Origin of the sequence: Tenacibaculum piscium, from assembly GCF_021390755.1 — a bacterium.
Lineage (GTDB): Bacteria > Bacteroidota > Bacteroidia > Flavobacteriales > Flavobacteriaceae > Polaribacter > Polaribacter piscius.
Genome location: NZ_JAJGWR010000001.1, coordinates 832,698 through 854,957, shown reverse-complemented (window position 1 = coordinate 854,957; position 22,260 = coordinate 832,698). Strand labels below are relative to the sequence as shown.

Annotated in this window: 11 protein-coding genes; 8 read left to right on the top strand and 3 right to left on the bottom strand. The window is 30.0% G+C overall.

Annotated features, from left to right (window positions below):
- The first annotated feature begins 139 nt into the window (after nucleotides 1-139).
- Nucleotides 140-1,384: an exo-beta-N-acetylmuramidase NamZ family protein gene (locus L0U72_RS03960; protein WP_233898469.1), complete on the top strand. Its 1,245-nt coding sequence runs from the start codon at nucleotides 140-142 to the stop codon at nucleotides 1,382-1,384.
- Nucleotides 1,385-1,504: 120 nt separating this feature from the next.
- On the opposite strand, the gene L0U72_RS03955 is transcribed toward L0U72_RS03960, so the two are convergent.
- The 3 genes from L0U72_RS03955 to L0U72_RS03945 all read right to left on the bottom strand — a co-directional run bounded on the left by L0U72_RS03955 (nucleotide 1,505) and on the right by L0U72_RS03945 (nucleotide 10,574).
- Complete coding sequence (locus L0U72_RS03955; RefSeq protein WP_101917005.1) at nucleotides 1,505-2,341, bottom strand: BT1926 family outer membrane beta-barrel protein; 837 nt, start codon at nucleotides 2,339-2,341, stop codon at nucleotides 1,505-1,507.
- An 85-nt stretch (nucleotides 2,342-2,426) separates the two neighbouring features.
- A complete protein-coding gene (locus L0U72_RS03950) occupies nucleotides 2,427-4,529 on the bottom strand; it encodes a coiled-coil domain-containing protein (protein WP_193706587.1) in 2,103 nt (700 codons plus the stop codon).
- A gap of 423 nt (nucleotides 4,530-4,952) precedes the next feature.
- Nucleotides 4,953-10,574, bottom strand: coding sequence for an alpha-2-macroglobulin family protein (locus tag L0U72_RS03945; RefSeq protein WP_233898468.1), 5,622 nt, complete (start codon nucleotides 10,572-10,574; stop codon nucleotides 4,953-4,955).
- Nucleotides 10,575-10,729: 155 nt separating this feature from the next.
- On the opposite strand from L0U72_RS03945, the gene miaE reads away from it, so the two are divergent.
- From miaE to L0U72_RS03910, 7 genes are all read left to right on the top strand, one after another.
- Nucleotides 10,730-11,311 carry a tRNA-(ms[2]io[6]A)-hydroxylase gene (gene miaE, locus L0U72_RS03940; protein ID WP_233898467.1) on the top strand — a complete coding sequence of 194 codons (582 nt, stop codon included), beginning with the start codon at nucleotides 10,730-10,732 and terminating at the stop codon, nucleotides 11,309-11,311.
- A 3-nt stretch (nucleotides 11,312-11,314) separates the two neighbouring features.
- The gene (locus tag L0U72_RS03935; protein WP_233898466.1) at nucleotides 11,315-11,752 is read left to right on the top strand and encodes a DUF4268 domain-containing protein; all 438 of its coding nucleotides are present in this window, start codon (nucleotides 11,315-11,317) and stop codon (nucleotides 11,750-11,752) included.
- A gap of 30 nt (nucleotides 11,753-11,782) precedes the next feature.
- Nucleotides 11,783-13,177 carry a tRNA uridine-5-carboxymethylaminomethyl(34) synthesis GTPase MnmE gene (mnmE, locus tag L0U72_RS03930; RefSeq protein WP_233898465.1) on the top strand — a complete coding sequence of 465 codons (1,395 nt, stop codon included), beginning with the start codon at nucleotides 11,783-11,785 and terminating at the stop codon, nucleotides 13,175-13,177.
- Between the two features lie 364 nt (nucleotides 13,178-13,541).
- A complete protein-coding gene (locus L0U72_RS03925; RefSeq protein WP_233898464.1) occupies nucleotides 13,542-15,893 on the top strand; it encodes a type I restriction-modification system subunit M in 2,352 nt (783 codons plus the stop codon).
- Nucleotides 15,893-17,164: a restriction endonuclease subunit S gene (locus L0U72_RS03920; RefSeq protein WP_233898463.1), complete on the top strand. Its 1,272-nt coding sequence runs from the start codon at nucleotides 15,893-15,895 to the stop codon at nucleotides 17,162-17,164. Before L0U72_RS03925 ends, L0U72_RS03920 begins: the two co-directional genes overlap by 1 nt.
- A 22-nt stretch (nucleotides 17,165-17,186) precedes the next feature.
- Nucleotides 17,187-19,028, top strand: a complete 1,842-nt coding sequence (locus tag L0U72_RS03915; RefSeq protein WP_233898462.1) for a DUF262 domain-containing protein — start codon at nucleotides 17,187-17,189, stop codon at nucleotides 19,026-19,028.
- A gap of 10 nt (nucleotides 19,029-19,038) precedes the next feature.
- Nucleotides 19,039-22,104, top strand: a complete 3,066-nt coding sequence (locus L0U72_RS03910; RefSeq protein ID WP_233898461.1) for a type I restriction endonuclease subunit R — start codon at nucleotides 19,039-19,041, stop codon at nucleotides 22,102-22,104.
- Nucleotides 22,105-22,260 lie beyond the last annotated feature (156 nt).

Genomic DNA, 22,260 nt, shown 5'->3' with positions numbered 1-22,260 from the left:
ATTAATTCTTACTGATTCTAAACCTAATTTTAACGCTTCTTATTGTTCTTTTATTCCTTATTTTGTTGCTAAAAGATTTTTAAGTAGTAATTTTATACTTTTAAATCAAAAATTATCTTAAAATTCATCTCAAAATTATATGAAAAAAAGTTACACGTCTTTTGCCCTATTTTTAGTTTGTATTAGTTTTCAATTTTCGTCATGCGCACAACAACGGAAATCAGACAACGATAAAATTCAAAAAAATAAAGCAATTAATATTGAAAAATCAACAAAAATTTTAAAAATAAGTGCCGATAGAACCAATTTATATCTTTCGAAATTAAAGGGGAAAAATGTGGCAATTGTTGCCAATCAAACCTCAACTGTAAGCATAAAAGGAACATCAAAACATATTGTTGATTACTTATATACCGATGAAAATATTGCTGTAAAAAAAGTATTTGCTCCAGAACACGGTTTCCGAGGGAAAGCCGATGCAGGCGAAACTGTAATCGATGGCGTTGATACCAAAACACAATTACCGATTATTTCATTATATGGGAAAAATAAAAAACCATCGCAAACGCAATTAAAAAATATTGATGTCGTAATTTTTGATATTCAAGATGTTGGCGCACGTTTTTACACCTATATTTCATCATTACATTACGTGATGGAAGCCTGTGCAGAAGCAAAAATTCCTGTAATTATTTTAGATAGACCTAATCCAAATGCCCATTATATTGATGGTCCTCTTTTAGAAATGAAACATACAAGTTTTGTAGGAATGCACCCTGTTCCCGTGGTTTACGGAATGACAATCGGCGAATATGGACAGATGATTAATGGTGAAAATTGGCTGAAAAATAGTTTAAATAACAATATAAAATGTGATTTAACCGTAATTCCTCTAGAAAATTATACGCACAATACACCCTATAATTTACCCATAAAACCTTCCCCAAATTTACCAAATGCAACGGCTATTAATCTATATCCAAGTTTATGTTTTTTTGAAGGAACAAATGTATCGGCAGGTAGAGGAACCGATAAACAATTTCAAATTTATGGCGCACCTTATTTGAAAAAAACTCCTTTTAGCTTTACGCCACAAGCCAATGAAGGTGCAAAACATCCAAAATACAAAGCACAAATATGCCATGGAGAAAACTTGCAAGGAAATAAAAAACTTTCGAGCTTAAACTTATCTTGGCTATTGAAAACGTATAAAGAAGCTCCTAAAAAATATTTTTTCACAACCTTTTTTACCAAACTAGCAGGAACAAAAAAATTACAACATCAAATTGAACAAGGTTTGTCTGAAAAAGAAATTAAAAAATCGTGGCAAAAAGAAATATCAGAATTTAAAAAAATAAGAGCAAAGTATTTACTTTATAAATAAAATTGATAAAATTTAAACAGGCTCTAAAACAAAAAAATCGCCTAAAAATATTTTTAGGCGATTTATATAACGTTTCAGTATATGATTTCTTGTAAAATCAAACTAAATTAAAAATACTTATTAATTTAATTTAAATCCTATCTTGAAAAAATACTGTCCGAAAAAAGAAAATGTTGAATTCGAAGCCTTACGACCCAGAGTTCCTGAATTCTTCTTCTTAGTATTTACTACATAATTATAGCTCAAAGGTTTTACGTCAAAACCTATAAACATATCTTTAGTTAAAAAATAATCCAAACCAGCAACAGCTTGTACTCCAACTCCAAATAGTTCAACATGACTTAATCCTAAATTTGATACCGTTGCGGTAGTATCAAAATTAACAGTAGGATCAAAAGTAGAAGTTCTTGTGTAATCTACAGGTAAAGAAAAACCTACATACGGCACTAATTTAGGGCTTTTAAGTTTCAAATACCATTGTAAACCCAAACCAGCATGTAAACTGTATTTATCCTCTCCAATAATTGCTTGATATGCAGGAACAACAACAGTGTTTTCATCATCTAAAACAGCAGGAATATTAACATCAGAAGGCGTAGTTCTAAAAGTAAAACCACCATTTAAAGAAAGTGCCATTTTATCAGAAATAAAATACTTACCTTCAACTCCTGCCATATTCATCATATTATTGTCATTACTATTAATCGTATTGACATAAGGAGCTTGACCGCTTACTTGATTTGCATTGCCAATATAACTCCCTCCTTGTTCTATATAAGAACCTCTTCCCATCAATAAAGAAACAGTATAGCTTCCTTTTTTAGGTCTAAATTCATTATTTTCGACATCGCTAGTTATCTCAGTATCAACAACTATATCAGTTTCATTTTGAGCATTCGCTACAAAACCTGATAAAGAGAATAATGTTATCAGTATATATTTTTTATATTTTTTCATAATTAGATTCTTTAAGAAATTTTTTTGAGTTAAAAGTACCCAAGATAAAACTTGGGTACTATTGTGTTTACCTTAAAGAAAATACCTATGCTGATAATGCTGATTCCATTAAAGCCTTATACATTTCTGCCGATTTCTGATTTTTTTCAATTTTAACTTCTAAAACAGCGATTTCTTTTTCTAAATCAGCAATTTCTTCTGCTCTTTCATCAGTAAGATCAGTTTTACCTTTTTTAACCTGTTCAATTTGATATTTAACTTCTGATATTCTATCAGTTACCTCTAAAACTTCGGCTTTTTGATCTTTGATTTGTTCGGTAATTTGCTCCATACGATCTTCATAATCTTGACCTGAATATTCGTTTGCTTCTAACTCTAATTCTAAACCATTAAAATAAACGATATCTCCTTGAAGATCATCAATTTTTTCTTGATTCACTTTTGCTTCTAATTCTAAAGCAGTTATTTTATCTTTTAAAGCTTGATATTCTGCCAATTGAGTCGTATCAATTAAAGCTTCTAAGCGCGTAATTTCTGTTTCAGAAGTTGCTTTATCTTTCTTAGCTTCTTCTAATTTATTTTCTGCACTTAAAATTTCATTTTCTAATTCCATTGTGCTTTCTAAAGAAGTTACAATATCCCTAGCTGTATTATACTCTTCGGTAGCTTTATCATAAGCTGTTCTAGCTGTTGATAAATCAGTCCCTAATACAATACCATCATTTTCCGCTAATTCTAATTCATACTCAGCTAATGCTGATTTACTAGAATTTAACATTGACTCATAATTACTCAAGTTTCTTTTAGTATTTCCTAAAACTTGTTGAGCATCATTAAATACTTGTGTATTTGTTTTTGTTTGGTCATCTTGCTCAACATCAAAGAATTTACCAACATTAGAACTTCCATATTGATAACTAGTAGTTTCACCTCCATTATTTACAACATCTGAATATGAAGTATAGGCTGTTGTACCAAAAACTACCTGTCCATTATCATTACTGATAACTTCATAGTAAGTATATAATGAACCATTATTCGCAATACCTGCTTTACCATCATTACCATTATAAGTAATTACAACATCAGACGGGCTTGCATCAAACTTTAATTTAGCCGCTTTGTATTCTGCTTCTAAAGAACTTATATTATTCTCTAAAGACTCAATCGTCGTTTCATAAGAAGCGATATCATTCTTTCTATTTTGAATATTCGTAATAAGATTGCTATAGTTTGAAGAAAATCTCATTGCATCTTGATACGCTTCTCTTGTTTCATCATAAAGAGCCTCTGCAGTTGTTCTATTACTTAAAGCAACTTCATAACTTACTACTGTTCCTGCTGTTAACTCGGTTAATTCTTCTTGAGATACTGCTAAATTTTCTTTAGCAGTTGCTAAATCATTAGTAGTATATTCAATTTGTCTTTTATAAGAATTTAGATTGTTTTTTTCGTTTTGGTACTCATTTAAATTCTGATTATAGTCACCAAATACCGATAATTCTGTAGTTTCAATTTCGGTAATTCTAGCCGTTTTTTCTTTGTTTGTTGCTTTTAAAGCATCTATTGTTTTTTGAATTTCAAGAACTTGAGCACCAACAGTTGTTGGGTCAGATAAAACTGCTTCTAATAATGCTAATTTATCAGTTTCTTTTAATAAATCACTTTCTAATTCCAAGATATATAATTCTTGACTTTTGATTGTGTTATCTTTATTAAAAACATCAACAACATCAGCTTTTAACTTCACTAATTGACGATTTTTCTTTGCTAAATCGGCTTCAGAGCTAATAATTTGTCCTTTTTCTGCGAAGAATTTACCTAAATAATCTCTAACAGTTTCCGATTTAACGTCTTCTATTTCTGATTTTAAGGTTGCTAAAGCTTTAATATGTGATTGATTTGCTAACTCAAGTGCATTTTGTGCAGCTGCAATTGCTAATTCACCTTGTACTAATTCAGTAGCATTTGAATTTTCTTTACTTTTAACTTCTAATAATTTTAAAGCTAACTTAGCTTTTTCCATATCAAGTTCTGCTATTTTTAAAGTTTTTCTAGCAGAAAGTAGCTCTGCATGTCCTTTATAAATAGCTTCTACTTCAGTAGACATTTCTTCTTCAACACAAGATGTTAAACCTAAAGTACCAGCTAATAATACGGCAAGCGTAAATTTTCCAAAATTTTTCATTCTTTTTCTTTTTAATATTTATTTGTAATTATTTATACACAATTTTGAGTGAAAAACAACAAATTAAGCCCTATAAATATTGAAGACATTTTTTTTGACAAAAATTAATCTTCAATTATACTTGGGTAGTATTTGTTTTGTTATAAAATAAAAAAATAATTTCAGCAATTTTTTATTTTTTCACTATTTTTTTTTAGAAAGCAATTTCTGCGTCAAATATATATAAATGTTTTTGTATTTCAACTACTTATGAAAAAATTAATAAAATTTTAACAAAACTTTAACTAACTTGTTTTTTTCACAAAAGAGGATAACGATACTTAAACATATTATAAAACATGAAAAAATCGCCTAAAAATATTTTTAGGCGATTTTTTTTTAAACTTACTACTCATGTAAATTTTTATAACATTTTTTATAATTTTACTTGATTACATTAATCCATTCTCCTTTTGTTCTAGCGATATAATCGTTATCATACATAGCTTGTACTTGAACTCCAGGTAAATAATAGCTTCCTAAATACGAGGCATTTAACAGTGTTTTAAATGTTTTTGTTTGATATCCTTTTAAGCTAAAATACGTATGAATACTCGCATCTCGAATATCTATAAAATCAACTTTAGAAGAAGTCGTATTGTTTCCAAAATCGGTAAAACGGGTATTGATAATTTCCCAACCAGACGGAATATATTGCGTTAAGGCGACATTTTCTAAACTAGTATTGGTCGTGTTTTTCACGGTAACTTCTGCTATAAAATTTGTTCCTTGCGATACGATATCTGGCATTATTTCAGCCCCATCTTTTGTTTGATATGTAATTGTTGTTTGTAAATTATGCTGAAATACTTTTTCTTCTCCTACGGGTAAAATTCCTTTATTAAAAACACGGACATATAATACGCCATTGCTTTTATTGGAAATTTCAAGTTTATTTTCAAGTTTATTTTCTGTTTTATTTTTTTCTAAAACATTTTTTAAATCTTCTATAAATAAGGCTTTGGAAGTGTTTATATTTCTTGATTTATTGTTTTGATTGAATATATAACTTGCCTTAATTCCTGTATTTTCACCATTTTGCAAGGCATATTTACTCATTGCGAGTAAACTATATGCGGTGGTTTGTGTACTCATCCAGTGTTGGCTGGATAATTTATCTGCAATTTCTTTGGCTATTTTAATTGCTTTTGTTTGATGATTTAATAGGATATAGGTTTCTAATTCCATGGCTTTATTTCGAGTTTCAGAGCCATAATTCGTGTATTTATTTTTGTTTGAATTGTTAGTTTCTTGATTTAAAGCCTGATTTAAAGCTTCATTTAAAATTTGATTTGCTATTGATTTTTTACCGATTAAGGCATACGCGCTTGCCAATCTTATTTTTGCTTGATTAGAAATTCCGTTTGTTTCTCGCAAACGATTCATCGATGCCATATCGGCACTATTTGCCAAGCTCAAGGTATATAATCGGTAGGCTTGTGCTAACGAATTGTTTTGATATCTTGAATTATTTCGCCAATTTCGTGCTTGTTGTTTTTGATAATTCACCCATTTCGATCTAAAACCGATAGGCAACGCATAGCCTTTTTTACTAGCTTCTATCATAAAATGTCCTGCATAGGAAGTTCCCCAATTATCAGCATTGTTATTTCCTTGCCAATAGGACAATCCGCCATTTGCTACTTGAAAATCTGATAATCGTTGGATTGTTGCTTTTATATTTCGTTCTATATCTAGTTGTTTTTCTTCGGATAATTCAAAGATTTCGGCTAAATATAACTGTGGAAATGCACTTGATGTTGTTTGTTCTACGCAACCGTGCGGATATTGGATTAAATATTCCATACGTTTTGTAAAATTCATTGGAGGCAATGTTGATAACTCGACACTTGCAGTATTTGTTCCAAGACTTCCGAATGTTGTAAAACTGAGTTGGCTTTTCTCGTTTGATTTTAGGATTAAATCTTTTACTTCTGTGGTTACAGGATTCGGATTTAACACATCAATTTCTACTTCGTAGGATGCTTTTTCACGTCCAGAAACGGCATTAATTTTAACCTTTCCGATTCCTTTAAAATCGTTTACTTTTAAGGTAAAATAGACCATTTTTTCATCAGGTTGCTCAAAAGATACGGCTTGTGTTTTACTTCCTAAAATCGTAAATGATTCGTTTGGTTCTACAGTTACCTTTACATTTTTCACAGATGGCAACATCGCAAACACATTTACGGGTAATGTTACGGTTTCTTGTGGTGTAATTTTACGAGGTAATGAGGCTAAAATCATCACAGGTTTACGCACGAATGCTGTTTTTTCGGCACTTCCGTAGGCATTATTTTGGGCATCGGTAGCCACGACCATTGCACGAACCGCGCCTACATATTTCGGTATTTTAATTTGATGTGTTTTATTTTTTCCTTTTTCTAATTTAAAAGGGCCTAAATAAGTTACCATTGGTTTAAAGCGATTGGCTTTTTTATTTTTACTTCCTGCTTCGGCTTCATCTCCACCGATGCTTAGTATTTGATTTACTTTTCCGCCATAGGCTCCGATTACCTCATCAAAAATATCCCATGTTTTTACGCCTAAAGATTGTCGTGCATAAAAAGTATTCCACGGATTTGGAGTTTTAAAACGGGTTAAATCTAACAAACCTTCATCGACCAAAGCGATTGTATAAGTCATCGGCTTGCCATTTTTTTCTTTGATGTTAAGCGTTGCTGTTTCTTCGGGTCTTAATTCGTTTGGCAGTTTAATTTCTGGTGATAATTTTGTTTCAGGATTATAAACCAACATCGGAATAACGCCGTACATTCGGATAGGCAAATCATTTACCGTTTGACTGTGTTTTTGTAATAAGGAGATATTTACAAATACATTTGGCGTATAATTTTCCAACACGGGGAAGTTAAATTCGGTTTGTTTCTCAGAGGTTTCAACCCAAAAATGGTCTAAAACTTGCGTTCCATTCTCGATGGTAATTAAAGCTCTTCCTCCTTCGGATGATGGAAATTTCACATTGGCAATTTCACCGACTTGATAGGCTTCTTTATCGGTGGTAAAAACAAGCATTGTCGCATTGGTTTTATCTTGATTTTTTTTATTTCCATACCAAGATGGCCAATCAAAATAAGCAATATTTGAAGTAACGTGTTTACTTTTTTTATCGGTAACTTTTATTAAATAGCGTCCCCAATCATTTTCACTTACCTTTAAATCAAAAGTACCTTTACCGTTTGCATTTGTTTTTACATGAACTGTTTTATACGGTTCATGATAACGTGTTCCATCATAATTCGACAGTCCATTATCAGAAGTACTCCACCACCAACGCCACGATAATTTGTACACTTTCACTTCTAAATCATTAATTATTCCTTCGCTATTTTCATTTACAGAGGCGACATTAAACGTATATTTTTTATCAGTAAATAAATAATTTTTAGATCCTTCTTCTTCGGCATTTAAGATTCCTGCATAACTTTTATAGGGCGATATTTTTTTCGAAAATACATCAGTACTAAAATCACCACCATTTTCATAAACTTTGGTGATAAAACTTGCTTTTAACATTCCAGGAGCTTTATTTTTCAGGCTTGGTTTTACTGAAAAATTAATTTCTCCATCATTATTTAACGTTCCTTTTATCACTTTAAATTCTTCGGTTCTAAAACGTCTGGTAAGGTCATCAAAATGATAATTTTTAAACTTTGAAAATTCAGTTTTTAGTTGGGTAAATTTTCCATTGATATCTAATTTTAAATTTCTAGCAATTGCTCCATGTAGCCATTTTACGGCAACATCTCCTTGAATATTTTCGTTTGATTTTATAAAATCACTTGGATTATTTAGGTTATTAGTTGTTTTTAAGTTGATTTTTAAACGATTCGGTTTAATGGTTTCAATTTTGAGTGTTTTATTAAAAACGGCACCACCAACGCTTATTTTTACGTTCCAATTTCCAGTAATTGCTTCAGGATTTGTTTTTGGAGCGTAATTATATACGTTGCTATTATTTTTAAATACTATTTTTCGTTCGATAATTTTTCCTTGCGGATTAATTAATTCAAATTTTATAGGATGTTTTTCAGGAATTGGATTGGCTTTATCATTTAAAACAAAAGTTAAAAATAAGTTATCTCCAGGTCGCCAAACGCCACGTTCGCCATAAATATATCCTGTAATTCCTTCTTGAAGTTTTGTTCCTGAAACATCAAATTTACTCATTGACAGGGCGTTTCCGTCATTTAATTTTACGTATGTTGTACTTTCATCTTTAGAAATGACAGCAAAAAAAGTATTTTGAGGCGTATCAAAATTGACAATTCCATCAGTATTTGTTTTGGCACTAACAATTGATTGTTGCTGTAAATTATACAACATTACGGTAGCATCGGCGACAGGTTTTGTCGTTACTAAATCGGTTACGGCGATAAAAGTCGTTTGATTATTTCCTTTTTTAGCAATTGCTCCTAAATTGGTCGCTAAAATATTTAAACTGATATTTTTATTGTAATAATAAGAGTTTGTACACGGATTTTCTCGGTCGCTCCATCGGTAATTTCGATAATCATAATTGCCATAATAAGTATCGGTATCATATTGTTTGGTCGCTATTTCTTTTTTTCCATAAATAATTGTGGTATTTAATTTATTTTCTTCTAGATTTTCTTGAGAATTTTCTTGACAAGTATAATTTGAATATTCTTGAATAAAAGAAAATTCGACACGATACATTGCACCATTTTCTACGGATAAAATTTCTGATAAATCAACAGCAAACGCATTTTCTTTGGTTAAATCAACACCTTGATTGGTTAAATTAACGGTATATTTTGCTTCTGGACGACCGACATATTGCAAATTATGTTGTGTATCTAAATTATTATTTTGTAAGAATTGCAACACATTATTTTTATAAATCTTATAAATTAACACATCGACTGCTTTTAGGTTTACAGCTTTAAAGTTAATTTTTAAATTTTTTGAAGCTGGAATAATTGTTCCACTTTTGATAAAACTAACGGTTGGTTTTAATTCTTCAAAATGTAACATCGTTTGATAGGTTTCTTTCAATCCAAAACCAGCAGTATTTTTGATACCTTTAAATACTTCAATAGTTACTTTACTTTTAAACGTTGATTTCGGATAAATCGTAATCGTATTGTTCGAAATTTGATACGTAAATTGTCTTTTTTGGGTGTTTTTAAATTGAATTAAGCCTTTTAAATCTTGCGATTTTTTAATTGGATCCGAAAAACTAACAACAATATGTTGTTTATCAGCATCGACAATTTCCACATTTAAAACCTTAAAATTTTTCTTTCCCGTAATGGTTATTTCTCGTTGTCCTTTTGAGCGAGAATTAATCGCGTCTCCTTCCCAGGAAACCAATAAATTTTTGTCGTCATCGGCTCTTTTTAAGTTTTTAATTTTGAAAGAAGCTTTGGAAACAAATTCTTGAGAAGTATCAAAATTGATTAAAATATTTTGTTTATTATAAGTCGCTTTTAGTAATTTTGATAAATTTTCAGAAGCAATAACATCGCTTAATGTTACCATTCCTTCAACTTCATACGTGTTTTGAGTAACCACCACAGGTGATGAAAAAGTAATATTAAAAAGCAATTCATTGGTTTTTACTGTTGTTGTAAAATTTTGTAAATCGGCAGGAATTTTATCATATAATTTTGATAAATGAAGTGTTATTTTATATTCCGTATTGCTTTTTAATTTTTCTGATGGTACAAATTTAAGCGTATTTTCATCTAAAAAAACGTTTCCTTTTACCTTTGGATGTATCGAAAAAATAGACGTTTCAGAAGGATCAATTGTCGTTATTTTGGGTGTTTTTTTCAAGATAAATTCAAAATCAGTAACTGCAGGAACTATTTTTTGAGGGAAACTAGCAAGATATTCATCATATTTTTGATAGTTTACATATTGTTTATTTTCATCTTGATTTTGAGAATTTGTGGATTTTTTACATCCATTTACACCAAACAACAAGAGCGTTATGGTTAGAATTTTTATTAAATTAAGCATACAAATGTTTTTTTAAGGCTAGTTTTAAGATTCCTATTCAGACTGATTTTAAGGCAGGAATCAAAGTTAATTATTTTATTTTTTTAAACGAATTATTTTTGATGAAAAACAGTAATTTTGCAACTTATCATATATATTACACATAATTTTACATCATGTTAGGATTACAATTCGAAACAGCCACTTCTTGGGCAGATATTGCTAAAGATAATTTACAACAAATATTAACAGATCACGCTTTTTTAGAACAAAAAGCAGCGTCTAATGCGGTATCTATCATTATTAATTATTCTGAAGAAACTGAACTTGTACAAAGTATGAGTGAAATTGCGATTGAAGAAATGCAACATTTTAAAATGGTGCATGATTTTATGGTAAAACGAGGCATGGTTTTAGGACGTGAGCAAAAAAATGATTACGCAATTCGATTGCAAAAATTTTTCACCAAAACCAAAGACAGAACCAATGCTTTAGTGCAACGTTTATTAATTGCAGCGTTAATTGAGGCGAGAAGCTGTGAGCGTTTCAAAGTGTTTTCTGAAAATATGGACGATCAGGAATTATCAAAATTTTATAAAGATTTAATGATTTCAGAAGCGAATCATTACACGATTTTTTTAGGTTTTGCACGTCAATATCAAGATAAAGAAATTGTGAATAAAAAATGGAACGACTTACTTGCTTTTGAAGCCGAAATGATGAAAAGTAGAGGTTCCGAAGCAAAAATACACGGATAATAGATGTTTAGCAAAGAAGAATCAGCGGCAATGCGCAAGGAGTTTTGGACAAGTTTTGGGAAATCCTTTCCTAGAAAGTGGCTGTTATATAATACTAAAATTAAAGGGTTTGCTTTTAAATTTCAAGGCGATCACAAAACCGCTTCCGTTTGTTTAGATTTTGAACATCCCGATGAAATTGCCAATGAATTATTGTACGATAAATTGTTGTCTTTAAAAAATATTTTAGAAACAGAATATTTATCCGAAGTTATTTATCACGAAAATTTTGAATTAGATAATCGAAAAATTATTCGTCGTATTTATGTTCCTTTTGATAAAAAATTTAGCATCCACAATAAAAATACGTGGCGAGATTGCTACGAATTTTATGTAAAAACAATGGAACAATTTGAACTGTTCTTTTATGAATATGAAGACATTATTAAAGATGCAATTTAATTTATTCTTATTAAAATCACTATTTTAAGTATGATACAAAATGATACTATTATTGCTATGGCAACTCCATCAGGTGTTGGTGCTATTGCCGTTATCCGACTTTCTGGTGAAAAAGCTATTGAAATAGTGAACACTTTTTTTAAGTCGATAAAGAAAAAAAAATCGCTACTTACTCAAAAAACACACACGCTACATTTAGGACATCTTATAAATAATAATATTATTTTAGATGAAGTTTTAGTTTCTATCTTTAAAAATCCAACATCATATACTGGCGAAAATGTCGTAGAAATTTCTTGTCATGGTTCGGTATTTATTCAGCAAGAAATTATTCAATTATTTTTAAAAAATGGTTGTAGAATGGCGGATAATGGTGAATTTACCATGCGTGCTTTTTTAAACGGAAAAATGGATTTAAGCCAAGCCGAAGCTGTTGCAGATGTTATTGCCTCAAATTCTGCGGCAAGTCATCAAATGGCGATTCAGCAAATGCGTGGCGGAATTACCAACGAATTAAAAGACCTTCGTATACAATTATTAGATTTTGCGGCATTAATTGAGCTTGAATTAGATTTTTCTGGTGAAGATGTAGAATTTGCCGACAGAACTAAATTTAAAGAATTAGTTGCTAAAATCACGTTTGTTTTAAAACGATTAATTGATTCTTTTGCCTTTGGAAATGCGATGAAAAATGGAATTCCTGTGGCAATTATCGGAGAACCAAACGTTGGGAAATCGACTTTATTAAACACGCTTTTAAACGAAGAAAAAGCTATTGTTTCAGATATTGCAGGAACTACTCGTGATGCCATTGAAGATGATTTAATTATTGATGGTGTTGCCTTTCGTTTTATTGATACCGCAGGAATTCGAGAAACTGAAGATATTATTGAAAATATCGGAATTAAAAAAGCGTACGAAAAAGCTGAAAATGCACAGTTAATTATATTTTTAATTGATGCTAATAAATTCTCGTATGCTAGTGAAGAATTTTTACAAGAAATTGAAACTATAAAAGAACGTTTTCCGAACAAACGTTTGTTAGTTATCGCTAATAAAATAGATACGTTATCGTGTCATGACACGGCTATTTTAAAATCAGAAATTGATCCTTTAATTTTAGTATCAGCAAAACAAAAAACAGGTATTATTGAGCTAAAAGCCGAATTGACATCTTTAGTAAATACAGGTGCTTTAAGTAATAATGAAACAATTGTTACTAATTCACGTCATTTTGAAGCTTTAAACAACGCTTTAACTGCTATTACTTCTGTACAACAAGGAATTGATTTAGAAATTTCTACGGATTTATTTTCTATTGATATTCGTGAATGTTTACGTCATTTAGGAAACATTACAGGTGAATATGATGTTGATAAAGATATTTTAGGACATATTTTCGGTAATTTCTGTATAGGAAAGTAAGTACACAAACCAAAATATTAAAACCTTATCTTAGGTATTAAATAATTTTCAATATAAAATGAGCCGATTAAAAAATATAATCGGCTCATTTTTTGGTTGTATTTGAGCCGATTAATCTTTTAAATATTATTTTTAGTTTGTTTTAAATACTGTTTAAATTTTATGCAAAATAAATTCAGTTTGACGAGATTTAACACATTTTTTTAGGGTAATGTCTTATTTTCTTAAACAAGCGATTTCAATCCCTTGGCATACTATTTTCACTTATAAAATTCATATTTACAAACTTTAACACTACTTTTAGTTTTTCAAAAAAAAATTGCTAACAACAATTATAAAACTATCACAACTTTAAACTTATTACATGAATAAATCATCACATAATAAATTAGTATCTTTTATTTGGTCAATTGCTGATGACTGCTTACGCGATGTTTACGTTCGTGGAAAATACCGCGACGTAATTTTACCAATGATTGTTTTACGTCGTTTAGATGCTCTTTTAGAACCAACTAAAGATGCCGTTTTAGAAGAAGTAACATTTCAAAAAGAAGAAATGAAATTTACCGAATGGGACGAAAACGGAATGAAAGATGCTTCTGGATATGTATTTTATAATACCAGCAAATGGACACTTCAAAAAATAAAAAATACAGCAACCAATAGTACGCAAATTTTAGAAGCTAATTTTGAAGAATATTTAAACGGTTTTAGCCCGAACGTAAAAGAAATTATTCAAAAATTTAAACTTCGTAGCCAAATAAGACACATGGCTACTAAAGATGTTTTATTAGATGTTTTAGAAAAATTCACTTCATCTAACATCAATTTAACGCCTTTTGAAAAAGAAGATTCTGATGGTAAAAAATTACCAGCACTTTCTAATTTAGGAATGGGATATGTTTTTGAAGAACTTATCCGAAAATTTAACGAAGAAAATAACGAAGAAGCTGGTGAACATTTTACGCCTCGTGAAGTTATCGACCTAATGACGCATATTATTTTTGAACCTATCAAAGAAAATATCCCGCCTGTAATGACCATTTATGACCCCGCTTGTGGTTCGGGTGGAATGCTTACAGAATCTCAAAATTTTATTAAAGATGAAAATGGAAGCATAAAAGCTATAAATAGTAGCGTCTATTTATACGGGAAAGAAATAAATGACGAAACCTATGCCATTTGTAAAAGTGACATGATGATTAAAGGAGATAACCCTGAAAATATTCGTGTTGGCTCTACCCTATCTGCTGATGAATTTGCAGGTACTACCTTTGATTTTATGTTGTCTAATCCGCCGTATGGGAAATCATGGAGTAGCGAACAAAAATATATCAAAGATGGTAAAGATGTTATTGATACTCGTTTTCAAATAAACTTAAAAAACTATTTTGGCACTTTAGAACAAGCCGATGCCATACCACGTTCTAGTGATGGTCAATTACTGTTTTTAATGGAAATGGTATCAAAAATGAAAACCTTAAACCAAAGCCCGTCAGGTTCTCGAATTGCTTCAGTTCACAACGGTTCTAGTTTATTTACTGGTGATGCTGGTGGTGGTGAAAGTAATATCCGTAGGCATATTATTGAAAATGATTGGCTAGAAGCAATCGTACAATTGCCAAACAACCTATTTTATAATACAGGAATTACTACGTATATCTGGATTTTAAGCAATAATAAATCATCAAAAAGAAAAGGAAAAGTTCAATTAATTGACGCTGGACAATTATTCAGAAAATTACGTAAAAATTTAGGTAACAAAAATTGCGAATTTTCTCCAGAACATATTACCGAAATTGTAAAAACATATACCGATTTAAGTGTTGCCGAACGTGAAGGCGAACAAGGTATTTCGGCTAAAGTTTTTGATAATACCGATTTCGGATATTATAAAGCTCAAATTGAACGTCCGAAGCGTTTAAAAGCACAATTTACAGCAGAAAAAATTGAAACCCTACGTTTTGATAAAGCAATCAAAGAACCGATGCAATACGCCTTTGAAACTTTTGGCGAAAAAGTATATACCGATATTTTAAATCAGAAAGAAAATATTACTATTTGGTGCGAAAAAAATGAGCTTAACTTATCATCAGCAAATAAAAATAAATTATTTAAACAAGCTACTTGGGAAAAACATTTTAACCTAATACAAAATGCAAACGCTTTATCAAATGCTATTGAAAATAATGAGTTTAACAATTTTAATGAGTTTAAAAAAATAGTTGATGCTGAAATTAAAAATCAAAAATTAAGTATTTCCGCAAGCGATAAAAAAACCATTTTAAATGCCGTTAGCTGGTATAGTGCCGATGCTAAAAAAGTAATCAAAAAAATTGAAAAATTATCAGAAGAAAAATTAGCAAAACTTTTAAATCATTTAGATTGCAAACAAAAAGATTTAGCAAATTTCGGTTATTTTGCTACCAATAAAAAAGGAGAATACACAACCTACGAAACCGAAAGCGATTTGCGTGACACTGAAAATGTGCCTTTAAAAGATACTATCCACAGTTATTTTTTAAGAGAAGTAAAACCACACGTAAACGAAGCGTGGATAAATTTAGACGCTACCAAAATTGGCTACGAAATCAGCTTCAATAAATATTTTTATAAACACACGCCTTTACGTAATATAGAAAACGTTACCAATGATATTATTAATCTTGAGAAACAAAGCGATGGTTTAATTCAAGAAATTTTAAACCTTGTATAATGGAAACCATAACTAAAAATAACATCAAAAAATATTCAACATATAAAAATTCTGGTGTGGAATGGTTAGGAGAAATTCCTGAGCATTGGGAAGTGAAGAAAGTTAAACATTATGGAAGAATCAAAAGCGGTGAATCAGTAGTCAATTCTTTGCTAACAGAAGAAGGTCTTTATGAAGTTTATGGTGGAAATGGAAAAATGGGGTTCTACAATAAATTTAACGTTGAATCTTTACATATTATTATTGGAAGAGTTGGAGCTTATTGTGGAAATGTTAGATTAATTAATGAAAAAAAATGGATAAGTGATAATGCATTAATATTAACTTTAACAGATAATAATAATTGTAATTATTTAAGTATTCTGTTAAAAGCAGGTAACTTAAATAATTTGAATACTAGTAGTGCACAACCACTTATAACAGGTTCTAAAGTTCTTAATTTTTATATTCCAATCCCTCCCCTATCCGAGCAAACAAAAATAGCGGAATTTTTAGACGATAAAACCAAAAAAATAGACGAAGCAATCGCCATAAAAACGCAACAAATAAATTTATTAAAAGAACGCAAACAAATTTTAATTCACAAAGCCGTAACTCGTGGTTTAGATACCAACGTAAAACTGAAAAATTCGGGCGTACAATGGATTGGGGAAATTCCTGTACATTGGGATTTTACTTTCTTAAAAAGATACTGTCTTAAAGTAACGGATGGTTCTCACCATTCACCTCAAACTCAATTTGAGGGTAAGAATTATATTTCAGTAAAAGATGTAGATGAATTTGGTAATATAGATTCTATCAATTGTAAAAAAATAGATGAAAAAGATTTTGATGATTTGGCAAGGAATGGATGTCGCCCTAAAAAACATGATATTTTACTAACAAAAGATGGCACAATAGGTAGAGCTGCTATTGTAGGAAATAATAATGATTTTGTTGCTTTATCCTCATTAGGAATTATAACACCAAACTTAAAATATTTTAATCCAAAATATTTAAGGTATTTTTTAATTTCACCATTATGCATGAACCAAATGTATTCTTTAATTGCTGGTTCAGCTCTTACTAGATTAACAATAGAAAAGATTAATCAATTATACGTAATTATTCCCCCCTTATCCGAACAAAAAGAAATATCATCTTATATAGAAAAATCATCAGAAAAAATAGCGACAGCGATAGGTTTAAAATCGGAAGAAATAGAAAAATTAAAAGAGTATAAAAGTAGTTTGATAAATTCGGTGGTTACAGGGAAAGTTAGGGTTTGTTAAATAAAAAAATTAGAAAAAAGTTATGGAAAATCACAATAATAAAATTGAAGCATCAGATAAAAATATTAATGATTTATTAAAAGATAAAAAATTCTTTATTGATTATTTTCAACGAGAATATCGTTGGCAAGAAAAACATATGCTAACTTTAATCGAAGATTTATCAACAGCTTTTTTAAAATCTTATAAAAAGGAACATAAACGTTCTGATGTTGCAAATTACCAAAGTTATTATTTGGGTCCCGTTGTTTTTAGTATTGCAGAAGGGAAAAATTCAATTATAGACGGACAACAGCGTATTACGTCTATTACTTTATTTTTAATTTATTTAAATCATCTTCAAAAAAAACAAGGTCAACAAATAAATATTGAAAACTTAATATTTTCAGAAAAATACGGTGAAAAATCGTTTAATATGACAGACCAAGATAGACAAGATGTTTTAAAAGGTTTGTTTGAAAATGAATCGTATCAGTTAAAAGAAAATGATGATGAAACGATTGAAAATATTTTACATCGATATCATGATATTCATAATGCTTTTTCAGAAGAACTAACAAAAGAAGCTTTACCGTATTTTATTGATTGGTTTATTGGTAATGTTATTTTGGTAAAAATTACAGCTTATTCCGATGAAAATGCCTACACGATTTTCGAAACAATGAATGACCGTGGCATGAATTTAACGGCAACCGAAATGTTAAAAGGATATGTATTATCAAGAATTAATAAATCTGAAAAACGAAGTGAAATAAATGAACTTTGGAAAAAAAACATAAAAAAACTGCATGAATTTGATGCAAATGCCGATTTAGATTTCTTTAAAGCATGGTTTCGAGCAAAATATGCTATAACCGTTAGACCCCGAAAAGTTGCTTCAGAAAACCAAGATTATGAACAAATAGCAACACGATTACATGATTGGTTTAAAAATAATCATCAAGATAAATTTGAATTATCTTCTTCTTCTGATTTTTACAAATTCTTTAAAAATGAGTTTGATTATATGATAAAAGCCTATCAATTTATATGGCAAAAAACAATTACATACGATGCTAATTGCCCACATCTTTTTTATATTAATTACTGGGGAATTGCAGGTTCGTTAAAAGATGCCATGTTATTAGCTCCTTTAAAAAGTACAGATGACAACCAAACAATGATAAAAAAAATAGATTTAGTTTCTCAATTTATTGAAAATTATACGGTGCGTCGGGCTATTAATTACAAAAAATTTGGAGCTTCTTCAATTCAATATACTTTTTTTAACATTATAAAAAGTATTCGAAATCTTGATTTAGAAGACTTAAATAAAATCCTTAGCAACGAAATTAATCATTTAGACCAAACATTTGAAGGTGTTATTAATTTTAGATTACATCAGCAAAACAAAAAGTTTGTAAAACATCTTTTATGCCGTATTACTGCTTTTGTTGATAAAAGTGTTGGTAAAGATACCACGTATGAAAACTATCAAAATCCAAAAGGAAAAAAATTTGAAATAGAACATTTATGGAGTAATCATTTTGAAAAACATAAAGACGAATTTGACCAAGAATGGGAATTTGTAGAAACAAGAAACTCCATTGGAGCATTAATTTTATTGCCAAACGGTACAAATCAATCTTTTAATAGTGATAATTATCAAGATAAATTACCACATTATTTAAAAGAAAATACTTATGCTCAAACATTACATCCTGATTTTTATGAAAAAAATCCTAACTATAAAAATAGTAATTTAAAAGACATCAATTTTAAAGCACACAACACACTAAAAAAATTAGCTATAAAAGAACGAACAGAAATTGTAAAAGAATTATGTGAAGTTATTTGGTCGACAAATTTTTGCAACAAAAAATAAATATCAAGCTATGAAAAGCCAAACCAACGAACAAGCATTAGAATCTGCTATAGAAAAAATATTAACAGGAACTTGTTTAGAAGATATAAAAGCAGATGGTAAAAATATAAATTCTGTAAATGAAGATACGGAAATTTACCGCACAGGAAAAGGTTATTATATTGGACAAGCATCTAATTTTAACGCACGTTTTGCTATTGATGAGCAGTTCTTTTGGGAGTTTTTAGAAAACACACAAAAAGAAGAATTAGAGAAAATTCAAAGACAAAACGATTGGAAATTAAAAATACTCAATCGTTTTGATCGATTGGTTAAAAAATACGGTATTCTATACCTTTTAAAGAAAGGCTTACAAGTAGATGATGCTAATTTTACCTTATTCTATCAGTTGCCTTTAGCGAGTAGTAGCCAAACGATAAAAGACAGGTTTGAACAAAATAAATTTAGTATTACCAGACAATTACGCTATTCTATTGACAATCCTAGAGAAGAAATAGATTTGGTGTTATTCATCAATGGTTTGCCTATTGTTACTATGGAGCTTAAAAATGCTTGGACAGGGCAAAATGCTAGAGTTCATGGGCAACATCAATACATGCAACAACGAGATATAAAACAACCCTTGTTAAATTTTGCACGTTGCATGGTTCATTTTGCAGTAGATACTGACGAAGCTTATATGACCACAAAATTAAATGGTAAAAACACCTTCTTTTTACCATTTAACAAAGGAAATAACCACGGAAAAGGAAACCCTATACTTCCAAAAGGAGAAATTGGACATCGAACAAATTATTTATGGAACGAAATATTTACCCGTAAAAGTTTAGCCAATATTATTCAGCATTTTGTCCGTTTAGATGGAAAACTAAAAGATCCATTACAAGGTAAAACGTTGTTTTTTCCAAGATACCAACAATTGGATGTGGTTCGTAAAATAGTAACAGATGCGAGTATAAAAGGTGTTGGGCAGACCTATTTAATTCAACATTCGGCAGGTTCGGGAAAATCAAATTCAATTACATGGGCGGCGTATCAATTAATAGAAACCTACCCTGAAAACGAAAATACACCAGGAAATAAAGGCGTAGAACATCCTTTATTTGATTCGGTTATTGTTGTTACCGATCGTAGATTGTTAGACAAACAGATACGAGAAAATATTGCTAGTTTCTCAGAAATAAAAAATATCATTGCCCCCGCCTATTCTTCAAAAGAATTAAGAGAAAGTTTAGAGCAAGGCAAGAAAATAATTATAACTACCATTCAAAAATTCCCATTTATTATTGATGGCATTGCAGATTTAAGTGAAAAACGTTTTGCTGTTATTATTGATGAAGCACACAGTAGCCAAAGTGGTTCGGCACACGATAGTATGAATACTGCTATGGGACAACAAGTAAATGAAGATGATAAATTAGTTGCACAAGATAAAATTGTACAAGCGATGCAATCTCGTAAAATGCGTGGAAATGCGAGTTATTTAGCCTTTACAGCAACGCCAAAACCGATCACTTTAGAAAAATTTGGAGAAGAACAAGAAGATGGTACTTTTAATGCTTTTCATTTATATTCTATGAAACAAGCCATTGAAGAAGGTTTTATTTTAGATGTTTTATCGAATTATACGACACTGAAAAGTTATTATGAAATAGAAAAATCTATTGAAGATAATCCATTGTTTGATTCTTCAAAAGCACAGAAAAAATTACGTTCTTATGTAGAACAACATCAACAAACTATCAATACGAAAGCCGAAATTATACTCGACCATTTTATTCCTAAAATAGTAAATCAAAAAAAGCTAAAAGGAAAAGCAAAAGCGATGGTTATTACACAAAGTATAGAATCTGCTATTCGCTATTATAAAGCACTTCAAAATATTTTAAAAGATAAAGGAAATCCCTTTAAAATAGCTATTGCATTTTCGGGAACTAAAGAAGTCGATGGTATTGAATATACCGAAGCCGAAATGAATGGTTTTGCAGAAAAAGATACGAAAGATAAATTTGATGAAGATGCTTATCGAATATTGGTGGTTGCTAACAAATACCTAACAGGATTTGATCAACCAAAATTGTGTGCTATGTATGTAGATAAAAAACTACAAGGAGTATTAGCAGTACAAGCACTATCACGTTTAAATAGGTCTGCAAATAAATTAGGAAAGAAAACAGAAGATTTATTTGTGTTAGATTTTTTCAATTCAACAGCAGATATAAAAAACTCTTTTGATCCTTTTTACACAGCAACAACGTTAAGTGAAGCTACAGATGTAAATGTATTACATGAATTAAAAGAAGTACTAGACGATGTAGCCGTTTATGAATGGCATGAAGTAGAAGATTTTAATGAAAAGTTTTTTAATAAAGAAGATGCACAGGTATTAAGCCCAATTATCGAAAGAGCAGCAGAACGTTTTAGTAATGAACTTGACTTAGAAGATGATGAAAAAGCAGATTTTAAAATTAAAGCAAAGCAGTTTGTAAAAATTTACGGACAGATGGCTTCTATTATCGATTTTGAAATTATTGTTTGGGAAAAATTATATTGGTTTTTAAAGTTTTTAATACCTAAATTACCTATAAAACCTGGTGGAATTGATGGTTTAGATGAGTTATTAGAATCTGTAGATTTATCAACTTATGGATTAGAACGTGTACGCTTAAATGAATCTATTGGGTTAGATGATAGCGAGAGTGAAGTTACCCCGCAAAACCCAAACCCAAGAGGAGCACATGGTTCAGAAGAAGAAAAAGATCCTTTAGATTTAATTATAAAAAGTTTTAATGAAAAATGGTTTCAAAACTGGGAAGTAACTCCAGAAGATCAACGTGTAAAATTTGTTAGTTTAACAAAATCTATTCAAGCACATCCTGATTTTCAACCTAAAGTAGTTGAGAATAAAGATCAACAAAATAAAGAATTAGCCTTTAAAAAAATACTAGATGAAGTAATGTCTAAACAGCGAAAAAAAGAACTAGAGCTATATAGATTATACGCTAAAGACGATACTTTTAAAACTGCTTTTTTTGATACAATGAAGCGACTTTCTAGTATTGGTAACTCTATTTAGACTTTAGAGCCTGTTTAAAAATTAAATAACTACGGCAAATCAAGATGCAAATCTGAAATAAATTCAGGTTAACGGATTCGATTCCTTATTTTTGTGATATTTTTTTAGATGAAATTTAAACAGGCTCTAAAAAAATGGCTATTTAATAATATTATT

Excerpts from the sequence above, each read along its gene's own strand:
- L0U72_RS03960 (WP_233898469.1), top strand. The coding sequence starts at position 140 with ATGAAAAAAAGTTACACGTCTTTTGCCCTATTTTTAGTTTGTATTAGT.
- L0U72_RS03955 (WP_101917005.1), bottom strand. The coding sequence starts at position 2,341 with ATGAAAAAATATAAAAAATATATACTGATAACATTATTCTCTTTATCA.
- L0U72_RS03950 (WP_193706587.1), bottom strand. The coding sequence starts at position 4,529 with ATGAAAAATTTTGGAAAATTTACGCTTGCCGTATTATTAGCTGGTACT.
- L0U72_RS03945 (WP_233898468.1), bottom strand. The coding sequence starts at position 10,574 with ATGCTTAATTTAATAAAAATTCTAACCATAACGCTCTTGTTGTTTGGT.
- miaE (WP_233898467.1), top strand. The coding sequence starts at position 10,730 with ATGTTAGGATTACAATTCGAAACAGCCACTTCTTGGGCAGATATTGCT.
- L0U72_RS03935 (WP_233898466.1), top strand. The coding sequence starts at position 11,315 with ATGTTTAGCAAAGAAGAATCAGCGGCAATGCGCAAGGAGTTTTGGACA.
- mnmE (WP_233898465.1), top strand. The coding sequence starts at position 11,783 with ATGATACAAAATGATACTATTATTGCTATGGCAACTCCATCAGGTGTT.
- L0U72_RS03925 (WP_233898464.1), top strand. The coding sequence starts at position 13,542 with ATGAATAAATCATCACATAATAAATTAGTATCTTTTATTTGGTCAATT.
- L0U72_RS03920 (WP_233898463.1), top strand. The coding sequence starts at position 15,893 with ATGGAAACCATAACTAAAAATAACATCAAAAAATATTCAACATATAAA.
- L0U72_RS03915 (WP_233898462.1), top strand. The coding sequence starts at position 17,187 with ATGGAAAATCACAATAATAAAATTGAAGCATCAGATAAAAATATTAAT.
- L0U72_RS03910 (WP_233898461.1), top strand. The coding sequence starts at position 19,039 with ATGAAAAGCCAAACCAACGAACAAGCATTAGAATCTGCTATAGAAAAA.